The organism is Tsuneonella deserti, from assembly GCF_014644315.1.
In the GTDB taxonomy this organism is placed as follows: domain Bacteria; phylum Pseudomonadota; class Alphaproteobacteria; order Sphingomonadales; family Sphingomonadaceae; genus Tsuneonella; species Tsuneonella deserti.
Map to the genome: position 1 here is coordinate 903,577 of NZ_BMKL01000001.1, position 22,116 is coordinate 925,692.

The window sequence follows — 22,116 nt, forward strand, 5'->3', positions numbered from 1 at the left end:
CTGAATGCAATGGTCCTCAACGCCTCAAATGCTTTTCGTATTCCGGCGAAGGCCGATTAAGGTCGGCTCGATGAGGCGCATAATCAAGACGGGCGGTTGCCAGTGTCGGCGGATTCGCTACTCCGCCGCGGTCGATCCCGGCGAGGCATACCTGTGTCATTGTCGCATGTGCCAGCGCGCGACCGGTGGCGTCGCCGCGGCGTTCGTAAGCGTTGCCCAAGCGGACGTAGAATGGGAGGGCGAGCCCGATTGGTACGCGAGCTCGCCTATCGCGGATCGGCCATTTTGCTCACGCTGTGGCACTCCGCTCGGTTTCAGGTTCAAGGAAGGGTCGAACAACATGGATTTAACGGTGGGGAGTTTCGACGACCCGGCCGATTTCGTGCCCAAGCGCCACTTCGGTGCCGAAAGCCTGCACGAGGCATGGCTCGATACCAGCGGGTTGCCCCGCATTCGCAGCGATGAATACGACGCGCTCGTGCAGAAGTGGAAGGACGCTGGCTCGCAGCCGCCGGCATGACTGTGCGAACGGAAACGATTACCGCGCGCGACGGCGAACGACTTGCGGTTCACAAGTTGGGCGAAGGTCGCGCCGTGGTCCTGCTGCACGGCCTGTTCTCGGAAGCCAACACCAACTGGATCAGGTTCGGTCACGCCCAGCGCCTGGTGGATGCGGGCTTCGAAGCGATCATGCCTGACCTGCGCGGACACGGTTCCAGCTCGAAATCGCATTCGCCGGCTGCATATCCGCACGATGTGCTCGTGCGCGATGCTTTCGATGTCGTGTCTGGACTCGGCCTGGCCGATTTCGATCTGGTCGGATTTTCGCTTGGATCGCGCACTGCTGCCCGCGCGGTAATCGAGGGGCTCCGCCCGCGGCGGCTGGTCCTGTCGGGCATGGGCTTGCAGGGACTGGCCGGCTGGAGCCGGAGAGCGGCGTTCTTCCTTGATGCGATCGACCGGTTCGACAGCGTCAGGCACGGGGACCCGGCCTTTTTTGCAGTCAGCTTCATGAAAACGCAGAAGGTGGACCGGGTCGCGGCGCGACTGCTCCTGCAATCGGTGGCCGACACCGATGCGGCCGATCTGGCGAAAATCACCATGCCTTGCCTGGTGCTATGCGGGGCGCAGGATCGAGACAATGGCGACCCCCAGGCTCTGGTCGACACGCTCCCCGATGCCCGCCTCGTCGAAATACCGGGCACCCACATGAGTTCGGTGACCGAACCGGCGCTGGGCGAGGAACTGGTCCGCTTCCTCTCGGCTTGATTAACGCTGGGCACAGGCACTATCGGTATCGGCTGAAACCATAACCAGACGTATACCTTGAGGATGCTCCCCATGAGATTTGCTTCCACCGCGCTCGCCGCGCTTGCCGTGGCTCTCGCCGCCCCGTCTTATGCTGAGGACGCGCAGGACGCACATTCCGGGCACCAGATGGCGACCGATCAGGCAGCCGCGTTCCCGATGACCGCAGAAGGCGCCGCGCAATTCGTCGCGGCCGCCGAAAAGGACCTGTTCGATTACACCGTCCAGTCGAGCCAGGTGAACTGGGTCAACAACACCTACATTACCGAAGATACCGACGCGATGGCTGCTCGGATCAACGCCATCGGCACCGAGAAGTCGGTGCGGTACGCACTCGATGCGGCAAAGTATGCCGCCCTGCCGGGCCTGTCGCCGGATGTGAAGCGCAAGCTGGACATCCTGCGCAACGGGATAGTGCTTCCGGCGCCGACCACCCCGGGCGCCGCGACCGAACTCAACGAGATCGCGACCAGCCTCAACAGCCAGTATGGCAAGGGTCAGGGCACGCTCAACGGCAAACCGATCTCGGGTTCGGACATCGAGGCCGAAATGGGCAACCTCGAACACACACCGGCCGAGTTCGCCGAGATGTGGACCAGCTGGCACGACAACGTCGGCGCGCCGATGAAGGACGATTACGCCCGCATGGCAGCGATCGCCAACGAAGGCGCAAAGGAACTCGGCTTCACCGATACCGGCGCTATGTGGCGCTCGGGCTACGACATGACGCCCGAGCAGTTCACGGCCATGACCGAGCGCCTCTGGAACGAGACCAAGCCGCTCTACGAGGCGCTGCACACTTACGTGCGCTGGAAGCTCAATGAAAAGTACGGCGACGCCGTGCAGCCCAAGACCGGCCCGATCCGTGCGGACCTGCTCGGCAACATGTGGGCGCAGGAGTGGGGCAACATCTACCCGCTCGTCGCTCCTGAAGGTTCCGGCGATCTTGGCTACGACATCGGCGAACTGCTGAAGGCGAAGGGCAAGGGGCCACTCGACATGGTCAAGTATGGCGAGGGGTTCTACTCCTCGCTCGGCTTCGCTCCGCTTCCCGAAACGTTCTGGAAGCGCAGCATGTTCGTCAAACCGGCCGACCGCGAAGTCGTCTGCCACGCCAGCGCATGGGATATCGACAACAAGGACGATATCCGTATCAAGATGTGCACCAAGGTGAATGCGGATGACTTCATCACCATCCACCATGAGTTGGGCCACAACTATTATCAGCGGGCCTACAAGGATCAGCCGCTGTTGTATCTCAACGGCGCCAACGACGGCTTCCACGAGGCGATCGGCGACTTCGTCGCCCTCTCGATCACGCCGCAGTATCTTGTCGATATCGGCTTGCTGGACAAGGCTGCCGTGCCGAGCGCGGACAAGGACATAGGCTTGCTGCTGCGCCAGGCGATGGACAAGGTGGCGTTCCTCCCCTTCGGCCTGCTGGTGGACAAGTGGCGTTGGGGCGTGTTCGACGGTTCGATTACCCCGGCGAACTACAACCAGGCCTGGGTCGATCTGAAGAAGCAGTATCAGGGCATCGTGCCGCCGGGCGACCGTCCGGCCAATGCCTTCGACCCGGGTGCGAAGTATCATATTCCGGGCAACACCCCCTACACCCGCTACTTCCTCGCGCGGATCCTGCAGTTCCAGTTCTACAAGGCCGCCTGCGAGATGGCCGGATGGAAGGGCCCGCTTCACCGCTGCAGCTTCTACGGCGACAAGCAGGTGGGCGAAAAGCTCAACGCGATGCTGGAAATGGGCGCCTCGAAGCCGTGGCCCGATGCACTGAAAGTGTTCACCGGCACTCGCGAAATGAGTGCGAAGCCGATGCTGGAATATTTCGCGCCGCTCAAGAAGTGGCTCGACCAGCAGAACAAGGGCAAGCCGAAGGGCTGGTAGGCGATGCGCGCGCGACGCGTTTTCAGGCGTTGCGCGCCATCAACCCTCCATCGACCGGGATAATCGCGCCGGTAATGAAGCTTGCTGCAGGAAGCACGAGGCTGAGCGTGATGTGCGCGACTTCCTCCGGCTCGCCGTAGCGGCGCAACGCGGTGCGGCGATGCGCGAAAGTTTTCTTGGCCTCATCCGGAATGCCGGCGGTCATCGCCGTCCGGATGGGGCCGGGGCAGACGCAGTTGACGGTGATGCCTTCCTTGCCGAGATCGACCGCAAGGCCGCGGGTCAAACCGACGACCCCCGATTTCGCGGCGACGTATGGCGTATCGCCAGGAGTCGCGCCCAGTCCTTCGGTCGAGGCGATGTTCACGATCCGGGGCGCGTCACTGCGGCGCAGGAAGGGCAGGGCAGCCCGCACCATGCGCTGCTGTGCGGTCAGCAGGACGGCGATGGCGCGGCTCCAGGCTTCTTCGTAGTGGTCCGGTTCGTCAAGCGGAGCGAACGCCGAAACGCCGGCGTTGTTGATCAAGATGTCGATCGCTCCGAGCTCCTCGGCAATTCGCGGGACCGTGACGGCAATGGCCTCGGGATCGCTGACGTCGAGAGCGTAAGGAAAGGCGTTCGCACCTGCTTCTCCGGCAACCCGCGCGCACGCGTCCGCGTCTAGGTCGGTCACCGCCACTTTCGCGCCTTCCGCGGCGAGGAGCAACGCCGTCGCGCGGCCCATTCCGCTGGCGGCGCCGGTGACGATGGCGACGCGCCCCGCTACCGAGCGCGAGCGGTTGGGCCGGGTCACCGGAACGGGGGCTCGTTGAACGCGCGCAGCTTCCGCGAGTGCAGCCGGTCGCCTTCGTCCCGCAGCTGGCGGCAGGCGGTGATACCGATTTGAAGGTGAGCCGCGATCGCCTCCTCGTAGAACTTGTTCGCTTGGCCGGGCAGCTTGATCTCGCCATGGAGCGGCTTGTCCGACACGCACAGCAATGTGCCGTACGGCACGCGGAAGCGATAACCCTGACCAGCGATTGTGGCGCTTTCCATATCCACGCCTACGGCACGGCTGAGCGACATGCGTCGCGCCGACTGGGTGTATTGCAGTTCCCAGTTCCGATCGTCCGTGGTGACGACCGTGCCGGTGCGCATGCGCTGCTTGAGGTCGGCACCATGCGCGCCGCTGACTTCCTCCGCCGCGCTGTAGAGCGCTTGCTGAACTTCCGCGATCGCGGGTAGCGGAATTTCGGGCGGGAGGACCGTGTCGAGCACGTTGTCGTCGCGCAAGTAGGCATGGGCGAGGACGTAATCGCCGATCTTCTGGCTTGGACGCAGGCCGCCGCAGTGTCCGATCATCAGCCACGCCTCGGGGCGCAGAACCGCGAGGTGATCGGTGATGGTCTTCGCATTGGAGGGCCCCACGCCAATGTTGACGAGCGTGATACCCGAACGGTTTTCGCCGATGAGGTGGTATGCAGGCATCTGGTGCCGGCGCCACGCCGTGTCAGATAGCTCCAGGCGCGCGTCGCTGCGACGTTCGGTCAACAGCAGTCCACCAGCTCCGGCCAGTGCGGTGCAGCCATTCTCGCCCAACTGCTCCGCCGCCCAGTCGACGAACTCGTCGACGTAGCGATGATAATTGGTGAACAGGATGTAGCGCTGGAAATCCTCGATCCGGGTCCCGGTGTAATGCGCCAGGCGGGCAAGCGAGAAGTCGGTGCGAAGCCCGTCGAACAGTGACAGGGGGATGGTCGCGCCGTCGAGTTCGATCCCGTCGGCCAACTCATCACCAATCAGGGCCAGCTCGGTAGCGGGGAAGTGGCGAGCCAGTACTTGCGGGCTGATACCCGCCATCTCGGCCCCGGCGGCACCGTCGAGAACGTAGGGAAACGGTATTTCCTGCCGCGAACGACGGACTTCCATCTCGACGGGGTAATCGCCGGCGAGATGTTCGAGTTGATCGCGCAGGTAATCTGCGAAAAGCGCGGGCCGGGTGACCGTGGTGGCGTAGACCCCGGGGGCATTGAGACGCCCGAAGGCGCGGCTGCGGCCGGCTCGCGGTTCGCCGCCTTCGTACCGTACGACGAGCTCGGGATAGGCATAGCTGCCGTCAAGGCGACGGGAGCTGGGCGGTATGGTGCCGGCCCGCGCGAACGCCAGGACGTCGTCGCGCAGGGCGCTGACGGCCTGATCGTAGAATTGGGTAAGCTGCTGGATTATCGTTTCGACGGACTGCATCGACCGCCGTTACTCTGCCTGCCGGCAAAGAAAAAGGGGCGCGGACCTGTTGGTGCCGCGCCCCTTGAACTTTCCTGAAGAGTGCGTTCAGCCTTCGCCGGCTTCGGCGCGCTCCTCGAGCAGGTCGGCCGGGATTTCCCCCGGTTCGAGCGACGGATCGACCGCTTCGGTGAAGCCTTCGCTCTCGCCGCGCTCTTCCTCGGCCATCGCGCCGATGACGTCGACGCCCTGGCGCTGAAGCTCGGCCTCGTCGTCCGAACGGGCGACGTTGGCCTTAACCGTCACGTGCACTTCAGGGTGAAGTGCGATGGTGACGTCGTGGATGCCGAGCGTCTTGATCGGATGACCCATCACGACCTGGCGCTTGTCGACCTTGTGGCCTGCAGCCTCCAGACCCTGGACGACGTCGCGGACGTTGACGGAACCGTAGAGCTGGCCAGCGTTCGACGACGAACGGATCAGGACGATCTCGGCACCGGCGAGCTTCTCGCCAGACTTTTCGGCCTCGCCGCGGCGATTGGCGTTCTCGGTTTCGAGGCGCTCGCGGTTGGCTTCGTATACCTTGCGGTTCGCATCGTTGGCGCGAAGCGCCTTCTTCTGCGGGAGCAGGAAGTTGCGGGCGTAGCCGTCTTTGACGGTGACGACGTCGCCCATAGCGCCAAGCTTGGCGATGCGTTCGAGCAGGATGATTTCCATTGGTCTGCCCTCCTTACTTCACGATGTAGGGGAGCAGGCCGATCTGGCGCGAACGCTTGATCGCCTGGGCGAGTTCGCGCTGCTTCTTGCCAGACACGGCGGTGATGCGCGAGGGGACAATCTTGCCGCGCTCGGACATGAAGCCCTGCAGCAGACGCACGTCCTTGTAATCGATCTTCGGCGCGTTCTTGCCCGAGAAGGGGCAGGACTTGCGGCGGCGGAAAAACGGGCGGGCCATCAGTCGCGCTCCTCACGGTCACGGCGGGGCTTACGGTCACGATCGCCACCGCGGTCACCGCGGTCGCCGCGATCGCGGTCGCTCTTGCGCATCATCACGCTCGGGCCAGTCTCGTGCTCATCGACACGAACGGTCAGATAGCGGATGACATCTTCGTTGATGCGGGTCTGACGCTCGAGCTCGGCAACAACGGAGCCGGGGCCCTCGATGTTGAGCAGCACGAAGTGCGCCTTGCGGTTGCGGTCGATCTTGTAGGCAAGATTCTTGAGACCCCAGGTCTCGGTCTTGGTCACCTTGCCGTCGTTCGCTTCGACGATCTCGGTGGCCGCGGCAGCCAGTGCATCGACCTGAGCCTGGCTCAGATCCTGGCGCGCGAGGAAAACATGCTCGTAGAGAGCCATTTCGCGGTCCTTTGGTTATGCCGATCGCTGGCTTGTCCGTCCGGATGACGGGGCCCCTCCGGCTTTCTTCTTTCTCCGGGCTAACCTGGAAAGGGGGCGCTCATAGCGGTTGCGCGCCCAAAAGCAAGTCTTGTGCGCTTGCGAAGGCGCGGGCACTGCCTGCCATGAAGGAGACCCCGATGCCCGGCGGCCTGGTAGCATTGCTTGACGATATCTCGGTGATCGCGCGCGCCGCGGCCGCGTCTGTGGATGATGTGGGCGTGGCGGCAAGTCGTGCGGGAGCCAAGGCCGCCGGGGTGGTGATCGACGATGCAGCGGTCACCCCAAACTACGTGACCGGCCTCACACCGGACCGCGAGCTGCCGATCATTGCCAAGATCACGCGCGGCAGCCTCAAGAACAAGCTGCTGATCCTGCTGCCCGCGGCCTTGCTCCTGAGCGAATTCCTGCCTTGGGCGATAACCCCGCTGCTGATGATGGGCGGCGCTTACCTGAGTTACGAAGGGGCCGAGAAAATCCTCGAGCGCCTAGGGGGCGCGAAGCACGGGGAAACGCTCGAGGATCCGATCGATGATCCGATCGCCTTCGAAAAGGCGCGGGTCGGCGGGGCGGTGCGGACCGACCTTATCCTGTCTGCCGAGATCATGGCGATCACGCTGGCATCCGTCGCGGCGGAAAGCCTGCTGGCGAGGGCGGCCGTGCTGGCGATCGTCGGCATCGGCATCACCGTAGTGGTCTATGGAGCAGTCGGCATCATCGTGAAGATGGACGACATCGGCCTGCACCTCGCCCGGCGGAGTACACCGTGGGTCCAGCGATTCGGCCGCGCGCTCGTCCATGCCATGCCGCACGTATTGGTAGCCCTGTCGGCAGTCGGGACCGTGGCGATGTTGTGGGTCGGTGGGGGAATCATCCTGCACGGACTGACCGGACTCGGGGTTCACGGGCCGGAGCATGTGGTGGAGAGTGTCCGTCACAGCGTGCAGGCTGCGACCGGTGCACTTGGCGGGGTGCTGGGATGGCTTGCCTATGCAGCCTTGTCCGCCATGGTGGGGTTGGTGCTCGGAGCGCTCATCGCGGTCCTGCTCCATTCGGTCCATCTTGTGCGCGGAACGCACGAGAAAGCTGCCTAGGAAAGTCGAGCGAAAAGCTCCTTGGCGAAGTCCGTCAGGGTGTCGTCACGCGCGCCCATCACCAGCACGCGGTCACCCGGCCGGGCGAGTGCCGCGATCCTGTCGGCGATGGCCTCCCGCGCCGGAATATGCTCGGCCCGGCCACCTGCTTCAGAAATCAGCTGGACGACCCGGTCGGCCCCCTCACTCCGGTCGACCGTCCCGCCGAAATAGACCGGGTCGCAGATCAGCGTCACGTCGTCGCCACCGAGTTCGCGGGCGAAGGTTTCCGCCAACTCATGCCCCATCTGGCGCAAGGGGCCGTATCCGTGAGGCTGGAAGAAGGCGATCACCCGTCCGGGATGCTGCTTGAGAGTGCGCAAGGTCGCCGCGCACTTTTCGGGATTGTGACCAAAGTCGTCGATCACGGTGATGCCCGACGGACTGGTTCCGATGACGTCGAAGCGCCTCGCTAGACCGGCGAACGAGCTCAGCGCTTCTGAAGCCTCGGCAACCGGCACGCCCGCGGCGCTGGCAGCTGCGACAGCAGCGAGGGCATTGGAAAGGTTGTGGCGGCCCGGCATGGACAGGCGCAATGGGTGCGTCGTGCCGTCGCGCCGATCGAGGATGGTCGCTTCGAGGCCAGCAGGTAAATCGATCACCGATCCGGCATCGGCAGAGAGCTGCGCATCGGGAGAGTCGATGCCGAAAGCGATCACCTGCCCCTCCTCGCCTGCCAAGGCCCGCGCTTCGGGATCGTCGAAGTTCACCGCCCTTGCACCCGAAAGGGAAAGGAAGTCCCGGAACAACTCCCGCAGCTCGTCCATGCTCTTGTGATCGAGACTGATGTTGAGCAGCACGCCCACCGACGGACGGTAGAGCGCAATTGATCCGTCGCTCTCGTCGACCTCGCTGATGTAGAGATCCCCGCCGCCGACATGTGCGCTCGCGAAAGGATCGGCGGCGGAAACGAAGTTCTTCATCACCGCGCCGTTCATGATCGTCGGGTGCCGGCCAGCCCGGTGCATGATCCACCCGAGCATCGCCGTGACGGTGCTCTTGCCGCTGGTACCCGCAATCGCGATGCTCTGCGCAGCCGAGTTGAACAGGGCGGAGTTAAGCTCCGCCCGCGTCATCCGGCGGCAACCGAGTTCTCCGGCGCGGACGATCTCGGGGACGGTGTCCTCGACCGCGGCGCTGGCGACCACGATCTGGTCGGAAGATTGCACCCCGCTGCCATCCTGGGGGAACAGCGCGAAACCGTTTTCGGCAAGCCACGAGAACTTGGCCGGAGTTCTACCCTGATCGTTGCTGCGGTCGGACCCAGCGACGCTACCGCCGAGCCCGTGGACGATCTGCGCCAGCGGCAACATCCCGGAACCGCCGATTCCGCAGAAGAACCAGGGCTGGGCGGCGGGATCGATCGGCTGCTGCATAATTCAGGCGGATGCCTAGTCGGGGATGCACAAGATGTGAAGCGGCTGCTAGGCCTCCCGCGATGACCCGCGTCGCTATCTGCGCCCCTGCCACTCCGATCACCCGCGACGTGGCGGATGCGGTCGGCGCGCTCGTCACGGCCCATTTTCCCGAAATCAGGCTCGTCTTCCATGAGCAGTGCTTCGCCTCGGATGGCCATTTCGCCGGACCGGATGCGGCGCGCCTCACAGCCCTGCTGGAGTGCGCCAACGATTCGTCTTTCGACGCGGTGTGGTTCGCGCGCGGCGGGTACGGCTCAAATCGCATTGCGCGCGCTGCAATCGAGCGGATGAACGATGCGGCGCGCCGCAAGGGCTACCTCGGCTTTTCGGATTGCGGCTTTATTCTGGGAGGATTGTACCGGGAACGGATAGGCAGGCCGGCGCACGGTCCGATGCCGGTCAACGTGCTGTCGGAAGAGGGACCCGCCGCGGTGCTCCGGTCGCTCTCCTGGCTGGCGGGGAGCGAGGACTGGCTGGAGCCGGGACTGGATGGCAGGCCCACGGTAGCCTTCAATCTCATGACGCTCTCCGCACTCACGGGGACGTCCCTGATGCCGGATCTTACAGGCCATGTCGTGATCGTGGAGGAAGTGGCGGAGCATCTCTATGCAATCGACCGCCTGTTCTTCCATGTAGTCGCGCATTTGAGGGGGGTCGCAGGGCTGCGCCTCGGGACCGTGACCGCGGTGCCGGAAAATGATCGGCCGTTCGGCTCGGAGGCCGAGGACATCGCCCGTTACTGGTGCGATCGTGCTGGCATTCCATACCTTGGCCGGGCGCGGGTCGGCCACGATCCTTCCAACACCATCGTACCCTTCGGCCTTGCCGCCGGAGGCGCCCGCGCATAGTCGCGCGGGCCAAAGGAGAGTCATTGAATGAGAGCGTTCGTGTTCCCCGGACAGGGCAGCCAGAAGGTCGGCATGGGAGTGGATCTTTCCGCCGCCAGCAGCGCCGCACGCGAGGTATTCCAGGAGGTTGACGACGCCCTTGGCGCCAAGCTTTCCGCCATCATGGCCGAGGGTCCCGACGACCAGCTCACCCTCACCGAGAATGCACAGCCGGCGATCATGGCCAACGCGATTGCGGTCCTGCGGGTGCTGGAAAAGGAAGGTGGACTAGCAATAACCGAGGTGGCCAACTGCGTCGCAGGTCACAGCCTTGGCGAATATACCGCCCTGTGCGCGGCGGGCGCGTTCACCCTTGCCGATACTGCGCGGCTTCTCCGCCTGCGCGGGAAGGCGATGCAGGCGGCGGTGCCGGTGGGGGAGGGCGCGATGTGCGCGCTTCTGGGAGCCGATCTCGACAAGGCCCAGGCGCTCGCCCAAGCGGCTGCGGAAGGTCAGGTTTGCCAGGTCGCCAACGACAACGATCCAGGGCAGGTGGTTCTCTCGGGCCACCGCGAGGCGGTCGAACGGGCGGTCGCGCTGGTGAAGGAGCACGGAATCAAGCGCGGCGTCCTCCTGCCTGTTTCCGCACCGTTTCACTGCAGCCTGATGCAGCCTGCCGCCGACGCGATGTCGGAAGCACTGGAGAAGACCCCACCGCATACGTTTCGCCTGCCGTTGTATGCGAATGTGACCGCGGCGGCCGTTACCGATCCGGCCGAGGAACAGCGCCTGCTGGTCGAGCAGGTCTGTGGCCGTGTCCGCTGGCGTGAAAGCGTGCTGGCGATGCGCGCGGCGGGAGTAGAGGAGTTCGTCGAACTCGGCGGAAAGGTGCTCGGGCCGATGATCGGCCGCATCGACCCGCAAGCGAAAGTGACGAGCGTGATCACGATGGCCGACATCGAGGCGTTCGCGAAGGAGATCGGATGATGTTCAACCTTGAAGGAATGACCGCGCTGGTCACCGGCGCGAGCGGCGGGATCGGTTCGTCGATCGCCTACGCCCTCGCTCGTCAGGGGGCGCGGCTTGCGCTGTCCGGCTCCAACGGCGACAAGCTGCGAGTGTTTCGCGAACAGCTCAATCGCGAAGTCGGCGGCGACCACGTGGAGATCACCTGCAATCTGTCGAACACAACGCAGGTGGAAGAGCTTGTCCCCGCCGCCCTCGATACCTTCGGCAAGCTCGACATCCTGGTGAACAACGCCGGGATCACCCGCGACAACCTCGCGATGCGGATGAAGGACGAGGAATGGGACGAGGTGATCCGCATCAACCTCGAAGCCGCGTTCCGCCTCATGCGCGCGTCGGCGAAGCCGATGATGAAGGCGCGCTTCGGGCGCATCGTCACCATCACCAGCGTGGTTGGCGCCACCGGAAACCCGGGGCAGGTCAATTATGCCGCAGCCAAGGGCGGGCTCACCGCGATGTCCAAATCGCTTGCACAGGAGCTCGCCAGCCGGGGCATCACCGTCAACTGCGTCGCCCCGGGCTTCATTCGCACTGCAATGACCGAAAAGCTGCCGGAGGCGCAGAAGGATGCGCTCAATGCCCGTATCCCGATGGGGCGCATGGGCGAGGGCGAGGACATCGGCGCCGCGGTGGTCTATCTTGCCTCGAAGGAGGCCGGATACGTCACCGGACAGACGCTGCACGTGAACGGCGGGATGGCGATGCTCTCGTAAGGGGGCGTTATCCCCAGCGAATCAGGGCGGGCGCTGCTTCATCCTTGCTCCGAACGGCCTCCCCGCTAAGGATATTTCATGTTTTCCGGACGCTCGAGGGCGATTCCGGCCGCCGCGAAGCAGGTGGCCGGCGGGCGAGAGGGGTAAGAGTAGGAACCGATGAAAGCCACGATCGAACGCGCGACGCTGCTGCGCTGCCTTTCCCACGTTCAATCGGTGGTGGAGCGCCGCAACACGATCCCGATTCTCTCGAACGTGCTTCTCGAAGCATCCGACGGCGGATCGCTCAAGGTGATGGCAACCGATCTCGACCTGCAAGTGGTCGAGAACATGGCCGCCGCCAGCGTGGAGCAGGCAGGGGCAATCACTGTTTCGGCGCACCTGCTGTTCGACATCGCCCGCAAGCTGCAGGAAGGCAGCCAGGTCAGCCTGGAGACCGCCGACAACCGCATGACGGTAAAGGCCGGGCGCAGCCGCTTCTCGCTCCCGACCTTGCCGCGTGACGATTTCCCGGTGATCGTGGAAGGCGATCTTCCGACCAGCTTCGAACTTCCGGCGCGCACGCTGGCCGAGCTGATCGACCGGACGCGCTTCGCGATCTCCACGGAGGAGACGCGGTATTATCTCAACGGCATCTTCCTCCACGTTTCCGACGAGGATCAGCCAGTGCTGAAGGCGGCCGCGACCGATGGTCACCGTCTTGCACGCTTCACCATCCAGCGCCCCGATGGCGCAGAGGGCATGCCCGACGTGATCGTTCCGCGCAAAGCGGTCGCCGAATTGCGCAAGCTGCTCGAGGAAGCACTCGACGGGAATGTGCAGGTCGACCTGTCCGCAAGCAAGATCCGCTTCACCCTGGGTGGTGAGGGCGGGGTGGTACTGACCAGCAAGCTGATCGACGGCACGTTCCCCGATTACAGCCGCGTCATTCCGACCGGTAACGACAAGTTGCTGCGGCTGGACCCGAGGAGCTTCTACGAAGGGGTCGACCGCGTAGCGACGATCGCCACCGAGAAGACCCGCGCGGTCAAGATGGGGCTCGACACCGACAAGGTGACGCTGTCGGTCACCAGCCCCGACAACGGCACCGCAGCCGAGGAAGTGCCCGCGGACTATCGTGCCGACGGGATGGAGATCGGCTTCAACGCGAATTACCTGAAGGATATCCTTCACCAGATCGACGGCGACACGGTGGAGCTTCACCTCGCCGATCCGGGCGCGCCGACGCTTATCCGGCAGGACGAGAACAGCCCGGCGCTCTACGTCCTCATGCCCATGCGCGTCTAGACGGCGAACTGTGTGTAAAGTGTAAGGTACGAGTTTCGATGGCGGAAATCAAGGCAAATTAGCGCCTTCGAGATCGATCTCAGTCGAAACGAGCTCTTCTAGTTACGCGAACCTGCTGTATGTAAAATGGCATGGTATCAATCCGTAGATGTCTCATGTCCAACGGAGAGGAAATCCCTCTCCTCCTAGACGAACTTGGTTTGCCGCAAGTTCTACCTAACGCGCATGTTCTCGCCCTGAGCAGAAACAGCGGCAAGTCGCCGTCCAGCCAGGAGCAGAGGCTGCGCGGGATTGATCGAGGCCTCGCTTTCTTTGCAAAAGAAGGCATCGACCTGATTACTCGCGTCGCAAGTGGCGACTTCCTCTCGCTCGACGAACTCAATGACCTGAGCGTTGCCTGTCGTGCCCGCGCGGATGGCAAAGGACAGATTGGAGGAGCCACGGCAGGCTTCTATTGGGACGCTGTTCAAGACTACATCACGTGGCACGCTGACGCGGTCATAGGGCGGGCCCACGGCGCAAATAAGGAGATGCTGGTTCGGCAACGTGATGAATTCAGGAAGCGCAGCAAGGCCGCTCGGCCGAACTCAAGCGCGGGACCAACATACCCAGATAGGCTCGGTTTGAAGCCGCAACTTCGCGAGTTGTTGCTCGAGGTGACCAAACCGGGATCGAAGCACAACCCGTTTCATCCGAAGGTCCAGATCCGCAATCGGGCGCTCATTTTGGTGGGCTTGGAACTCGGATTGAGGGGTGGAGAAGAGCTCTGCCTTAGAGTCTCCGATTACGATCCAAAGCAATGTCCTCCGACGCTCGTCGTTGTGCCCCGAGCACCTGATCCCAACGATAAGCGTAAGAAGAAGCCTCGCGTTAAAACACTTGGCCGTTTGTTAGAACCGCCCGAGTACGTTTGCGCGGCTATCGAAGCTTGGCGCAAAGAGCGCCGCGATATGAGCAAGTATCCGAATGCTCGTCGCCACGGCTATATGTTTGTCGAATGGACCGGAGACGAGCTCGCAGAGCGCTCTCTTCGAAGCATCTATGAGCGTCTCGGGGAGGCGATTGAGGTTCTTGGAGGCATCAGCTCACACATAGTGCGTCACAGCGCGGCCGATCTGGACACTGAATTGGCAGATGCCGAGGGGTGGCCCGAAGACGAGTGGCGACGGCACATGACGTACAAGTTCGGCTGGGCAGCTGAGTCTGTGCAGCCATTCGAGTACGCGAAGGGGGCAACCTCGAGGAAGGTCAACGCTCGGCTACGTGCCCAGCAGAGACGAGACCTCGGCTTGGAGTGATCAGCTTGTAGCCGGGAGAGCCCGGGCTAGTTCCTCACGTTGGAAGCCGAGGCGCTTTGTATTCTCTAGAATCAAAACGAAACGGGCATCATACGCATTTAGCTTCGATCTGAGCGCCTCAATCTCTTGTTCGAGTGATGCAATGCGGCGATCCTTCGGGTCGCCAAGTTTGACGACTTCTTTTCGTTTGGTGCGCTTGCGTTTACGGAAAGCAGCGACGCGGTCATTGTAAGCAGACTTAATCGGTTCGTGAGACTGCAGCGTCTGCCTGGTAAAGTGTTTTCCCACGACGCTCTTACTGATCTCGCGAATCTTCTCCCAATTGATGAGCTCGTCATCCGGCTCACCTCGTACTACGGCCGCTATGGTCGCGACATGCTCAGATGAAAGGCGCAGGGTTCCCATCTAAATTCTCTCGGACTGAAGGTTCAGATATTGGTCGAGCTCTGCATCGGAAAGCTTTGTTAGCTGTACGATCATGCCATCGGGCCTTGCTGGATCGTCATGAACAGCGATGATGCGCTCCAACTGCAGCTTGCGCCGCAACTGTGACCTGATCCAGTTCGAGGCGCCATAGGTGCCCATGTCCGACTCATTTCGTGCGGCTTGCAGCATCTCTTCCACGTCTTGAAGTTCGCTCACGGCTGCAGCACGATCTTCTTGCTTCCCTTTGACGATGCGAATCTTGTCGCAGAGCGCGCACGAGCCGTGCTTGGGGCAAGGCGCCGCATCCCAATCATGCACGCAAAGTCCCATGTCAGTGACATGCGCAGTCGGGACGGTTGCTGCAATAAATTCCGATCGACGGATCGGATCGTTGATGCGGGTAGCAATCTCAGTAACCGGGCCTTCCGACCCATGACGGCTCGCAGTTCGCTCTCGCACTTCGCGGGCGCGCTCTACGGGTGTGACATGATCGTAAGCCGAGTTGTGGGAGAGCTTCGCACGCCCCATCCATCTAGCCTGCTCTAAACCGAGAAACCCGGTTTCGTCGGCCAGTGTCGAGAGCCAGTGCCTGAATTGGTGGGACGTGCCACGCAAGAAGTTGCCCTCTACGTCTCTAAAGCCAAGTCTCTCGAGAATTGACTTTTGCGCTGCGCTCTTCAGCCCCGTTAGATAGACGTTGATCTGGGCGTCAGTGACAAGCTCAACCGTGCCGTTGAAGCCCGCATCCATCCTCCGATCCATAAAACGGGTAGAGATCAGGAAAAGACAGTCCTGAACTTCTTGAACGCCCTCGTCGCGCCGCAGAACGTTGCCGTGGTCCGAGCGATTGTACAAAAACTCCTCTACCTCCAATTGATCAACATAGCGGCGGTCAGAAAGCAGCGTCAGACCATGATTACGTATGATCTGAGCCCCTGCCGATTGGAGGGAGGTTCTCTCGCGCCCCGCGCGAGGTCGACATCCAACGAGTTCCGCCAACTCAAAAGTCGATAAAGGCCCCTTTCTACCCCGGTAAGGTGACTGGAGCAGGGTCTGCCCAGGATGCTTGACCTGGAATTCGGCAACTGCTCGGAAAGGTGTCGAAATCTCTTGGATCTCGGAGATTGCTCGCCGCGCGATGTCTTGCATGGCAGTTGGTATAGGTTTTAGCCGCGTGATCTGATGGCCGCGTTTTTCCGGCCAATAACGTAGCAACATTCTTGTGGCTGGCTTCCCATACCGATCGAGAAGCGGCTTTCCGCGTCTGTCTAGGATGGCTTCTTCTACGATCGGGTCCTTCGGAAGCGTAAGCACCTCGTTGATACGAAAGCCTCCACATACGAGTAGATCGAGGCAACGCTGGAGTATGAGGTCTTGTGGTTCGAGACGCTCTGTTGCCGTGGCCGAAATCTCTGCGAGAGCGTCCAGCACCTCGGGTGCAATCAGTCGTTTGCGTCGTCGCTCGTCTGCCTCTGGGCCGATGCGGCTGTGCTTATCGACAGCCTTGTTAGGGTTCGACCAGGTGAACGGAACGGTCACGAGGCCTCGCCGGCTTACCTCTCGACCGATAAACGCCAACTTCGATCCGATATTCTTCGAACCAGAGCCCATCTTCGAACGAGCCTTGATGGCTGCAGCACTAAGGTGATAACTTTCGATGCGAACTGGATCACCTCCGACGCCCTCAAGCTCATCGAAGAGGTATCGTCCCGCTGCTACCAAGGTCTGAAGCTGAGTGGCGGCGTAGCCACCATCTGATCGGCCGTCGTATATCACGACCATAAGCTTCAAGAACGAAGCGAACGGTTCCGGGAATGGTGTATGAAGACCGGAGCGTGTCACGGATGACCTCGAGAACCAGACACCCCCGTCTCCCGCAGACGAACAGCGAGAGCGCCGTGGCACCGGCCAGTAGTCCAGCTCGAATGACCATCCGGGCTGCCTCTCTTCGTGCTCCTCGACTAGAGAATTGATGCGAGTTCGACACTCAATCTCTGAAGCCGACGAGAAAGTCGTTCCGAAGCCCTCGTTTGTGGTTCTCTGCTTGCGGCTCATGCGGCCTCTGCCGCGAGCGTTTGATCGCAGATCGCTATAACCTCCTTCACCGCAGCGATGGTGCGATCGTTGACCTTGGTCCACTTAGGGTCAGAGCCTTCACGTAATCGCTCATCTCGTGTGTCCAACAACCCGTCGAGGACGCTCCGATGATCAGCCTCCAACCAAGGCTGAAACATGCGACAAGTGTAGCATGCGATCGGAGCATAAAGGTCACAGAAGCTGTGTTCGCCACATGTGCCGACTTTTCTAAGACTCTCCATCGTCTTGCTTTTGTGCGCGATCACGCTGTTAGGATCGCCCCCACGCTCCGCCTCATGAGGGCCGCGTACGATTTTACCTAAGAAAGCCTGAGCGTGCGGCACTAATATCGGACCAATTGTCCGATCGAGTCTATCTACAAGCTCGGAGCCGGCGTTGAAGTAAATAAGCACGTGGTCAGTGCTGCTGTGATCTAACGCATCGGCGACCTCACGTGGAGAAGCGCCGTTCGCAACTAGGCGCGTCGCTAAGGTGTATCTCAGTCTGCGTGGGGTAAGATGGAGCTGCGAGCCGGTTCGGCTGCGAAGGCCGAAGTGTTTCACTATATATTGCAGTGCAAAGAGCGGCCTGTATTTGCGCGGTCGGTATGCATCCCGCTCAAAGAAGGTGCCAATGGCATCCTTGCGGACCTCTCTCTCTCTGAAGAGGGGACGGCTGTAACTTACCTTTATGCCACTACAATCGCGAAAGAAGTCGTTGCTTGGAGGGCAGCGCATTCGATTGTTCGCGATTACCTTGAACAATAACTTTCCGATGAGAGGTTCCACGGTTCGCGTGCGAAACTCAGATCGCTCAAGCGCCTTACGCTTTTTGATCCTGGGCACACGCAGCTCGTAGACCTGAGTACCATCTGAAGCGGTGTACTCCGTGAGATCCTGCTCTTCGAGCAGCCGTAAGTTCTTAGAATTCATTCCGAAGCAAATCATCAACCAAGCTGCTGCCACAGGCTCCAAGGCAACAGCTTCATCTTCGATCGCTATGCGAAGCCGCTCTAGAAGGCTCTCGACCTCTTCAGACGTCAGTGGGCCTTCGTCCTCATCTTGGCTCAACACCGCCTGTCCTCGCGATGGTGAGCGAAGCATGACGGCCTCAAGCTCGGTGGCTACATCTTCGTCGAATTCGCTTATTCCAGCATCGCAGCACCAGAGGTACCAGCGGATGAAAGCCGACTTGAACGCTACAACGGTATTTCCGTTACCCCTCAGGGTGTGTCCGAAGCTTTCGTACACTGAGATCGTGACATGACCGACGACCTGCAACGCCTCAAGCACGGACTTCTTAACATCCGTGAGCGCGAGACGTTCTAACCATTTAAATGAGTTAGCGGTGTATGACGCAGAGCGCGTTCTGATAAGTTGCTCAAGGTAAGACCGGACGGCCAATTCGAGCGGATGGCCAGCGAACACGCTGAAGTTGATCTTATAGTCGATGGATAGGCGCCATATTGGCAATGAGGTATCTATCGGTACTCCAGCGAAACTTAGGACTAGGCGAGGTGTGTTGGCGCTGTCGCCTTCAAGCACAGCATCATTCGTGACTGAATACTTGTTGAGCATGGGTCACCCTCGTCTGTCAGGCCATGGGCTCAACCTCCCGATCCTAGAGCGGCATCAGGCTCCTGTCGCTTCCGTATTAATACGGAAGCGCTTGAGCTTTTCCGATCCTCACCCGTAAGTCTGTCCGAAAAACGGGGCTTTAGCGGATGAACCGGCAGCTGTCCGCAAATCGTGCTTGATGACGGGTTATCGGACAAGCAGAATTATGGACGGATAAACGGACACGAGGAAAGTGTGTGAACTTGATCGGGTATGCGCGGGTTTCGACGTCGGAGCAGGAATTGCATCTACAGGTCGACGCGCTCCGCGCGGCCGGTTGCGAGCGGATCTTTGAGGATTGCGCTTCGGGAGCGAGGACGGACCGGCCTGGTTTGGCAGAGGCATTGGCGTATCTCCGCGAGGGAGATGTGCTCGTCATTTGGAAGTTTGACCGGCTCGGCCGCTCGGTTCGGCACCTCATCGATGTCGTTGGAGAACTTGAGCGTCGCTCTATTGGCCTCCGATCTCTAACGGAGGCAGTGGACACAACGACGCCGGGAGGTCGTTTGTTATTCCACATCTTCGGAGGATTGGCGCAGTTCGAGCGTGACCTCATCATCGAGCGCACGACTGCTGGCCTCCGAGCCGCTGAGGCAAGAGGTCGGAAAGGCGGGCGCCGTCCTGTCATCACCCCTGATAAACTCAACAAAGCGAAGCAGCACATCGCGCAAGGCTTAACCGTCCGCGAGGCTGCGGCTCGCCTGAAGGTCGGCAAGAGCGCCCTTTATGAAGCACTCGCCAGCAGGTCGGGCGCAGCATGAGCGTTTCATCAGATATTCAAGCGACTCTCCACGCGATCATGGCCGAAATGAAGGCAGTTCCTGACCGACAATTGGGCGGACCAGCTGCAGCAACCGCTCGGCTAAATGCCCAGCAGGTCGCTGACTACTTGCGAGGACTTGGGAACACGCCGCTGCCCCGCCATGCCGGCAAGGCGTCACCCGGCAAAGTTGCCAAAGAGATCAGTACTCCAGAACGTCGTTTCAATCGGCAGAACTTCACGACCAATGAATGGTGCGATCGCCTTCTAAACGCCTACGATGAGTGGGAGATCTCTCATGGCCTAAGCAGAATGGAAATGGCTCAGGCCGGAAGGGACGAGAAGGAGGTCACCAATCAGCGTGTGTCCGACCTCGAGCGTGAGCTTCTCTATGCTCAGGCTGAGATTGCCAGTCTCAGGCGCGAATTGGCGTTCCTACGCAATTTCACGGCTGAGACTGGCCAGCTGCCGTGACCATCAAGCCATATACAACTGAGCTTACAGTGACATCCTTCCACCAATCACCTGCCGGTGGTGGAATCCTGATTGGGCGTGATGAGGCTGCAAGGCAGATACGCAGAGCAAGGATCGGAGCTGAAGTGGCTTTCCGTCCGCCAGCGCCTGGCGAATACTGGAGAGTGTCGGGAGATTGGGTCGAAGACCCAGTCCACGGTCCGCAGATCCAAGCAAGAACAGCTCTCCCGATACCACCACAAGGAGAAGCAATTACTCGTTGGATAGCCGCTAGCCGGGCGATACCTGGTGTGGGCAGGGCGACCGCTGCCAAACTTTGGCAGACCCACGGAGTGGACCTGTACCGTCTTCTACGAGGAGGCGACGCCACTCCTTTGGTGCCGCTTCTTGGACCCTCCGCTGCAGTCGCAGTAATTGCCGAGTTTCGCCTCCTCACTGACGAAATTGATGTTCTTGAGCATTTCGATCGCGCTGGCGTCGATGCTGCAACGGCGATCACGGCCTGCCGATTGTGGGGCAGAGGCGCAATCAAGAAGCTAGAGGAGAATCCCTACTGTCTAAACCTTCTTCAGCCGTGGAGGGTAGTGGACGCGCGGGCGGAACGCTTGGGAGTTGGGCCTGATGATAGCCGTCGACTGCTTGCGGCGATCGGCGAGGTGATTTCCCAACGCTATGGGAGCCGGGGACGAGGTGCCGGTGGACACACAGCGGCGACAAAGCAGGAACTTACGAGCAGCGTTGAAAGGCTGCTTGGGTCAGGATCCGCGGCCACTGCTTCGAAAGCGTTCGATTTAGCGCGAGCATCGGGTGAGATCATTCCGATCGGTGACGCTTGGCAGGGGCGTGCACCCTCAATGATGGAACGTAAAATCGAGTCAGAAATCAACTCGCGAGTTGTTGCGCTTCCATCGGAGAGTACTCCCTTCAGAGCGGCAATCACCGAAGTAGAGGCCGAGCTTGGTATTCGACTCGACCACGCTCAAGAAAGCGCAATTCGTATCGCCAGCACGCATCGCTTCGCGGTTATTGATGGGGCAGCGGGTACAGGGAAGAGCCTAGTCACTCGTGCCGTCATGCGAGCAGTCCAGCTCAAAGAGCGCTCATACACCCAAATCGCGCTAAGCGGACGAGCAGCCAAGCGCTTGCGAGAGGCTACCGGACACGAAGCGCTGACAGTTCATCGTTTTCTCAAAGAGATTGCGAACGGCAAGAGAGAGATCAAGCCAGGCACACTCTTAATTGACGAAGCCTCGATGATCTCGACTGCGGACTTGTGGCAAATTCTGAATTGGGTTTCAGCCGACACTGACCTTGTCCTTGTGGGTGACCCAGGCCAGCTGCCCCCGATAGGTGCAGGCAACCCGCTCACCGCCATTGTCGCTCAAGACCACTTGCCAAGAGCAACCCTCGAAATCATTCATCGGCAAAGCGGAGCGAGCCCAATCCCAGTTGTTGCCCGCGAACTACGTCGGGGCGCCATCCCAAGCTTGCCAGCTTTTCGTCCGGACGATGCTACTGCCGAAGGTGTCTTCCTTCTCCCTTGCACTACGGCAGAGGTGCCGACGAAGGTACTAGGAGCCTTCGAAGCATTCGTAGGGCCGCCAGCCTCGCGACCTGATCGTGAAGCGATACGCAGGCTTCACGCAGCCCGAGTCCAAGTGCTCGGTATGACCATCCACGGCCCGGCAGGAGTGCGGACGATATCGGAGTCTATCGAGGCGCGATGGCTTGCTGCTCAACCAGCAATAGCGGGCTGGGGTTTGGCCGAGGGCAGCAAAATCCTTTGGACAAAGAACAGCTACGATCATCCGTCTGGCGCCGTGAGCGATACTGATCCGGTGAAGGTCGATATCATGAATGGCACTCTCGGGATCGTGCAACGACCTTCGCAGGTCGGAGCGAGCGTCCTGTTCGATGACGAGCGCGCAACCAAGGCCGACATTCGTGCGACCGATCTAGATCGAATTTCTCGCGGCTGGGCCGTGACAGTTCACAAGGCACAGGGGTCGGCATTCGAGAGGGTCATCATCCCAGTCGTACCAAGCCGACTGCTTGATCGGCAGATGCTCTACACCGCCATCACGCGAGCAAAGAAGACGGTGGTGCTCGTAGGAGACCCTGAAGTTCTCAATGCAGCTGTGAAACGTCCACCCCGCGCCATGTTGAGGCGGCAATGCTTATTCGGCCATTCCGGAAGTGAGACAGCGGCAGCTTAACTGCGCTTGCTCTTGCGAGGGGCTTCTGCGAAGTCTTTCTAG

General features: G+C 61.2%; 21 protein-coding genes. 12 read left to right on the forward strand and 9 right to left on the reverse strand.

All coding sequences use genetic code 11. The features are described 5' to 3' along the window. The first annotated feature begins 70 nt into the window (after positions 1-70). The 3 genes from IEW58_RS04230 (at position 71) to IEW58_RS04240 (ending at position 3,207) form a co-directional block, all read left to right on the forward strand. On the forward strand, positions 71-520 hold the full coding sequence (locus tag IEW58_RS04230; protein WP_188643983.1) for a GFA family protein: 450 nt from the start codon (positions 71-73) through the stop codon (positions 518-520). Continuing rightward, the gene (locus tag IEW58_RS04235) at positions 517-1,269 is read left to right on the forward strand and encodes an alpha/beta fold hydrolase (RefSeq protein ID WP_188643984.1); all 753 of its coding nucleotides are present in this window, start codon (positions 517-519) and stop codon (positions 1,267-1,269) included. Before IEW58_RS04230 ends, IEW58_RS04235 begins: the two co-directional genes overlap by 4 nt. Before the next feature lie 72 nt (positions 1,270-1,341). Continuing rightward, positions 1,342-3,207: a M2 family metallopeptidase gene (locus IEW58_RS04240; protein ID WP_188643985.1), complete on the forward strand. Its 1,866-nt coding sequence runs from the start codon at positions 1,342-1,344 to the stop codon at positions 3,205-3,207. 22 nt (positions 3,208-3,229) lie between these two features. Here IEW58_RS04240 and IEW58_RS04245 read toward each other — a convergent pair whose 3' ends face one another. The 5 genes from IEW58_RS04245 to rpsF all read right to left on the reverse strand — a co-directional run bounded on the left by IEW58_RS04245 (position 3,230) and on the right by rpsF (position 6,765). Further along, entirely contained in the window at positions 3,230-4,000 is a 771-nt protein-coding gene (locus IEW58_RS04245) for an SDR family NAD(P)-dependent oxidoreductase (RefSeq protein WP_188643986.1), read from the reverse strand. Then, the gene (locus IEW58_RS04250; RefSeq protein WP_188643987.1) at positions 3,997-5,430 is read right to left on the reverse strand and encodes an AMP nucleosidase; all 1,434 of its coding nucleotides are present in this window, start codon (positions 5,428-5,430) and stop codon (positions 3,997-3,999) included. The genes IEW58_RS04245 and IEW58_RS04250 overlap by 4 nt, the downstream gene beginning before the upstream one ends. 87 nt (positions 5,431-5,517) lie before the next feature. Continuing rightward, positions 5,518-6,126 (reverse strand): 50S ribosomal protein L9, encoded by a 609-nt coding sequence (rplI, locus tag IEW58_RS04255; protein WP_188643988.1) that lies wholly within the window; start codon positions 6,124-6,126, stop codon positions 5,518-5,520. 13 nt (positions 6,127-6,139) lie between these two features. After that, positions 6,140-6,364, reverse strand: a complete 225-nt coding sequence (gene rpsR, locus IEW58_RS04260; RefSeq protein ID WP_188643989.1) for a 30S ribosomal protein S18 — start codon at positions 6,362-6,364, stop codon at positions 6,140-6,142. Beyond that, entirely contained in the window at positions 6,364-6,765 is a 402-nt protein-coding gene (gene rpsF / locus IEW58_RS04265; protein ID WP_188643990.1) for a 30S ribosomal protein S6, read from the reverse strand. Before rpsF ends, rpsR begins: the two co-directional genes overlap by 1 nt. A 179-nt stretch (positions 6,766-6,944) precedes the next feature. Between rpsF and IEW58_RS04270 the strand changes: the two genes are divergently transcribed. After that, the gene (locus IEW58_RS04270; RefSeq protein WP_188645660.1) at positions 6,945-7,898 is read left to right on the forward strand and encodes a DUF808 domain-containing protein; all 954 of its coding nucleotides are present in this window, start codon (positions 6,945-6,947) and stop codon (positions 7,896-7,898) included. Here the strand turns inward: IEW58_RS04270 and IEW58_RS04275 are convergent. After that, positions 7,895-9,313, reverse strand: a complete 1,419-nt coding sequence (locus IEW58_RS04275) for a glutamate ligase domain-containing protein (RefSeq protein ID WP_188643991.1) — start codon at positions 9,311-9,313, stop codon at positions 7,895-7,897. The genes IEW58_RS04270 and IEW58_RS04275 overlap by 4 nt on opposite strands. Before the next feature lie 62 nt (positions 9,314-9,375). Between IEW58_RS04275 and IEW58_RS04280 the strand changes: the two genes are divergently transcribed. The 5 genes from IEW58_RS04280 (at position 9,376) to IEW58_RS04300 (ending at position 14,506) form a co-directional block, all read left to right on the forward strand. Next, positions 9,376-10,203 (forward strand): LD-carboxypeptidase, encoded by an 828-nt coding sequence (locus IEW58_RS04280; RefSeq protein ID WP_188643992.1) that lies wholly within the window; start codon positions 9,376-9,378, stop codon positions 10,201-10,203. 27 nt (positions 10,204-10,230) lie between these two features. Beyond that, on the forward strand, positions 10,231-11,169 hold the full coding sequence (gene fabD, locus IEW58_RS04285; protein ID WP_188643993.1) for an ACP S-malonyltransferase: 939 nt from the start codon (positions 10,231-10,233) through the stop codon (positions 11,167-11,169). Beyond that, positions 11,169-11,921, forward strand: coding sequence for a 3-oxoacyl-[acyl-carrier-protein] reductase (gene fabG / locus IEW58_RS04290; RefSeq protein ID WP_188645661.1), 753 nt, complete (start codon positions 11,169-11,171; stop codon positions 11,919-11,921). Before fabD ends, fabG begins: the two co-directional genes overlap by 1 nt. A 159-nt stretch (positions 11,922-12,080) precedes the next feature. Beyond that, positions 12,081-13,208 (forward strand): DNA polymerase III subunit beta, encoded by a 1,128-nt coding sequence (dnaN, locus tag IEW58_RS04295; protein ID WP_188643994.1) that lies wholly within the window; start codon positions 12,081-12,083, stop codon positions 13,206-13,208. Positions 13,209-13,363: 155 nt separating this feature from the next. Next, a complete protein-coding gene (locus IEW58_RS04300) occupies positions 13,364-14,506 on the forward strand; it encodes a site-specific integrase (protein ID WP_188643995.1) in 1,143 nt (380 codons plus the stop codon). Here IEW58_RS04300 and IEW58_RS04305 read toward each other — a convergent pair whose 3' ends face one another. The 3 genes from IEW58_RS04305 to IEW58_RS04315 all read right to left on the reverse strand — a co-directional run bounded on the left by IEW58_RS04305 (position 14,507) and on the right by IEW58_RS04315 (position 18,585). Next, positions 14,507-14,911, reverse strand: a complete 405-nt coding sequence (locus IEW58_RS04305; RefSeq protein WP_188643996.1) for a hypothetical protein — start codon at positions 14,909-14,911, stop codon at positions 14,507-14,509. Continuing rightward, on the reverse strand, positions 14,912-16,723 hold the full coding sequence (locus tag IEW58_RS04310) for a hypothetical protein (RefSeq protein ID WP_229658426.1): 1,812 nt from the start codon (positions 16,721-16,723) through the stop codon (positions 14,912-14,914). It lies immediately after the preceding gene. Positions 16,724-16,983: 260 nt separating this feature from the next. After that, positions 16,984-18,585, reverse strand: coding sequence for a site-specific integrase (locus tag IEW58_RS04315; protein WP_188643998.1), 1,602 nt, complete (start codon positions 18,583-18,585; stop codon positions 16,984-16,986). Positions 18,586-18,821: 236 nt separating this feature from the next. On the opposite strand from IEW58_RS04315, the gene IEW58_RS04320 reads away from it, so the two are divergent. The 3 genes from IEW58_RS04320 (at position 18,822) to IEW58_RS14180 (ending at position 22,074) form a co-directional block, all read left to right on the forward strand. Then, entirely contained in the window at positions 18,822-19,385 is a 564-nt protein-coding gene (locus IEW58_RS04320; protein ID WP_188643999.1) for a recombinase family protein, read from the forward strand. Next, complete coding sequence (locus tag IEW58_RS04325; protein WP_229658427.1) at positions 19,382-19,858, forward strand: hypothetical protein; 477 nt, start codon at positions 19,382-19,384, stop codon at positions 19,856-19,858. The genes IEW58_RS04320 and IEW58_RS04325 overlap by 4 nt, the downstream gene beginning before the upstream one ends. Positions 19,859-20,235: 377 nt before the next feature. After that, complete coding sequence (locus tag IEW58_RS14180; protein WP_229658619.1) at positions 20,236-22,074, forward strand: AAA family ATPase; 1,839 nt, start codon at positions 20,236-20,238, stop codon at positions 22,072-22,074. Positions 22,075-22,116 lie beyond the last annotated feature (42 nt).